This window comes from Rhizobium sp. BK098 (assembly GCF_014193155.1).
GTDB lineage: Bacteria > Pseudomonadota > Alphaproteobacteria > Rhizobiales > Rhizobiaceae > Rhizobium.
Genome location: NZ_JACHYY010000038.1, coordinates 1 through 3,691 on the forward strand (window position 1 = coordinate 1; position 3,691 = coordinate 3,691).

The 3,691-nt window shown below is 56.4% G+C and carries 3 protein-coding genes; 1 reads left to right on the forward strand and 2 read right to left on the reverse strand.

From position 1 onward, the window contains the following. Positions 1 to 206: 206 nt before the first annotated feature. Both FHT73_RS29110 and FHT73_RS29115 read right to left on the reverse strand, forming a co-directional pair. The gene (locus tag FHT73_RS29110) at positions 207 to 650 is read right to left on the reverse strand and encodes a host attachment protein (RefSeq protein ID WP_112610389.1); all 444 of its coding nucleotides are present in this window, start codon (positions 648 to 650) and stop codon (positions 207 to 209) included. A 124-nt stretch (positions 651 to 774) separates the two neighbouring features. Next, positions 775 to 1,497: a Bax inhibitor-1/YccA family protein gene (locus FHT73_RS29115; protein ID WP_183716520.1), complete on the reverse strand. Its 723-nt coding sequence runs from the start codon at positions 1,495 to 1,497 to the stop codon at positions 775 to 777. Between the two features lie 195 nt (positions 1,498 to 1,692). On the opposite strand from FHT73_RS29115, the gene ftsH reads away from it, so the two are divergent. Further along, complete coding sequence (gene ftsH, locus FHT73_RS29120; protein WP_183716522.1) at positions 1,693 to 3,543, forward strand: ATP-dependent zinc metalloprotease FtsH; 1,851 nt, start codon at positions 1,693 to 1,695, stop codon at positions 3,541 to 3,543. Positions 3,544 to 3,691: the final 148 nt, after the last annotated feature.

Genomic DNA, 3,691 nt, shown 5'->3' on the forward strand with positions numbered 1-3,691 from the left:
GCACGCCCGAAATCCGTCCGCTGCAAGACTGCAACGCCGTAGCAACAGCATCAAAGACGGAATTCCGTTCTTTCAACGAACCGCGCACCAAAGCCGTGCTGATACGCATTGTCCTGGATCAACGTCACGATTCTATCCGCATAGAACGTTGTGACGATGTTCCGCAATGGTCGTTCCAGCTTGAAGATTGTCGCCATCTTGGAGGGTCAACCTTTCAACTTTCGTTCAATTTCCGGAATCGGTAGCATGGTGAAATCCTTTGCTATCTCGCCTTTGACAACGGGGTGCACGATCGGCGTCAAGTGCTCCCGAAGGATGCCCAGGATTTTCGGCGGAGCGACGATCGTCAAGTGCTTGATGGTGCGATCGCGGACGAGTTGATCAAGCCTGCGGGCAACATCGCTGATAAATGCTTCTTCACTCTGCCACTTTAGATCGACGGGCTCGACTGTGCTGCGAGACTGCCCTTGCGATTGATAAACCCGACCGGGCCGATCCGAGGCGATTGCCTGGAGGACCGCCTTTTCGCCGTAGATCTCAACTGGAATCAGATTGATGAGTTCGGCATCGCCGTCATTGCGTAGAAATAGCGCCTTGACGCCGTCACAAACCAGTACCCAGCTGTTTCGTGGAATTCTGAGCTTATCCATCTTGAACTCCTGACTTCCGATATTGAACATGGACTGGAATGATCATCGCGCACCTCCCCGTGTGCTGTGATGCGATGTGTCTGCCGTCGATCGAGTGATGGCCATCGCGCGCTGCTTGCATGATTCATCTGCGCCTATCGCCGCCGAGTTGGAGGATCAGGGCGAAAAGGTTAATGAAATCAAGGTAAAGCGTCAGGGCACCCATGAGCGCCATCTTTGCGGCTGGCTCCGACGGAAAGCATGCATAATAGATCTGCTTAAGGCGCTGGGTGTCGTAGGCCGTCAACCCGATGAAGAGAATGGCGGCGACTGTCGAGACGGCGATCTGCAGGACAGTCGACGCCAGCAGAATATTTGCGGCGCTAACGACAATGGTCGCAAGCAGCCCCATTATTAAAAAGGAACCAAAGCGCGAGAGATCGGCTTTTGTGGCATAGCCGTAAAGGCTCGTGGCACCGAAGATCGCCGCGCTCACAAAAAACGTCAGCACGATGCTTTCGTTGGTATAGATCAGAAAGATACCAGCGAGCGACAGCCCCATCAGGCAAGCATAGGTCCAGAAGAGTGCCATGACTGCAGCGAGCGGCATCTTCTCCAGGCGGATTGTCAGAAACAGCAGTGCAACCAACGGAGCGAAAATTACCAGCCAGATGAATCCAGTGCCGGCGATTTCTTGATAGAAGCCAGTCTCGATCGCCAGATAAGCGGTAAGACCGCTCAAGCACAACGCTGCGGCCATGTATCCATAGACTTGCAGCAGAAATTGCTGCAGCCCGAGATCGATATTGTCATGTGCGGACCCGTCGTGGCGAGGTGAAGTTGCTGGGATAAAGCGATCTTGGGCCATGGTCATCTCGTGAAATGCGTTTTTGCGAAGGGATCATGGCGCTCAGTAAACTGATGGCTGAGAAGGCCGCACGCCATGGAAAACCGTCTTCAGCACTATCACCAAGTGGCGAGCCGGTCTTTGACGCTGGTCAAAGACGTGGCCGCGGCGCCATGAAACCAATGAGGTATTGGTACGCTATTCCCGGAGGCACCCATGGACCGGAAACATATCTTCAATATCGGTTATTTTCTGGTGGCGTTCCTGCTGCTCGGCCTTTTCCAGATATGGTTTGCCTATCGTGACACGATGGAGATATCCTACAGCGACCTGATGCGCATGGTGGCCGACGGCAAGGTTCAGTCGGTAACGCTGACCGAGACGATGGTCCAAGGCGTCTTTAAGGTTCCCCAAGATGGCAAAACGCTCTTTATATCCAACCGTGTGGACCCGGCCGCCGCTGCCACCTTCGAAAAGGCGGGGGTCCAGGTCTCCGGTGGCACCGACAGCAATTGGTTGACCGCCATCCTCTCGTGGATCCTGCCGACACTCTTCTTTCTCGGCGTTTGGGTGTTTTTCTTTCGAGGAATGATCGATCGACAAGGGGTGGGTGGCCTCATCAACATCGGAAAATCAAAGGCGAAAGTCTATCTGGAGCGCAAGACCGGTGTCACGTTCGATGACGTGGCAGGCGCGGACGAGGCCAAGGCTGAACTTCAGGAAATTGTTTCATTTCTGAAGGAGCAGGACAATTACGGCCGGCTTGGTGCGCGGATTCCCAAAGGTGTGCTATTGGTCGGCCCACCCGGAACAGGCAAGACGCTTCTGGCGCGTGCCATTGCCGGTGAAGCGAATGTGCCGTTCTTTTCCATCTCCGGCGCTGAATTCGTCGAGATGTTTGTCGGCGTCGGCGCCGCACGTGTCCGCGATCTGTTCGAACAGGCACGCAAGGCCGCGCCTTGCATAATCTTCATTGATGAACTGGATGCTCTCGGTCGGGCTCGCAGTCCGCTTGCAGGTTACGGCGGCGGCGATGAGAAGGAGCAGACGCTCAATCAGTTGCTGTCGGAACTTGACGGTTTCGATCCACGTGTCGGCATCGTGTTGCTCGCTGCAACCAACCGCCCCGAAGTTCTCGATGCAGCTTTGCTCAGGGCGGGCCGGTTCGACCGCCAGATCGTCATTGATCGTCCCGACCGGAAAGGTCGCGCCGACATTCTCAAGGTGCACATCAAGAAGATCGCGGTTGCCGCCGACTTCGACATAAATGAGGTTGCCGCCCTTACACCGGGCTTTACCGGAGCCGATCTTGCCAACCTCGTCAATGAAGCTGCAATCATCGCCACCAGGCGTCACGGCGATACAGTCACCACCAACGACTTTGTGCAGGCAACGGAGCGTGTCATTGCGGGGTCGGAGCGCCGGAGCCGGCTGCTCAATGCGAGCGAGAGGGAGCGCGTTGCCTATCACGAGATGGGCCACGCGCTGGTTGCGACGTCGCTTACCAAGACGGATCCCGTTCAAAAGGTTTCGATCATTCCACGCTCGATCGGTGCGCTCGGATATACGTTGCAGAGGCCGACGGAGGATCGCTTTCTCATCACGTCGAGTGAATTGAAGGAACGCATGATCGCCTTGCTGGCTGGTCGGGCGGCAGAGGAGGTGGTCTTTGGAGAGGTATCGACCGGTGCCGCCGACGATCTGGCCAAGGCCACGGATATCGCGCGTGAGGCCATCACTCGATTTGGGATGAATGCCTCGGTCGGCCAGTCGGTCCTTGAGCCCCAAAGAGCACAGTGGCTCAACGACAATCAGCTCGGCGTCCGTCCGCGGGACTATTCCGAGGCAACCGCCCGGGAAGTTGATCTGGCGATAAGAGATATGATCGACGAAGCCTACCAGATGGCGAAGGAGATGCTTGCGGCCCACATCGAAGATCTGAAAGCCGGTGCAAGCCTTCTGCTTGAACGAGAGACCATCACGCCTACAGATTTCGCGCCGCTTCAGCGCCAGAACAAGTTACCGGACACGTATATCTCGCCTCGTGCTGCCACTAGAGCGATTTGAGATTGATCCGGCTCCGCAATCCTTGACACTATGGCCAGGCCGGAGAACGCTCTCAAGCTTTTGCCGACAGACGTGGGTCGAGCAAGGTTCCTTTCTCGCCGCGGGCGATGGCGCCCGCATCCTCCAACCTGCCGATGCCGGCCGGTCT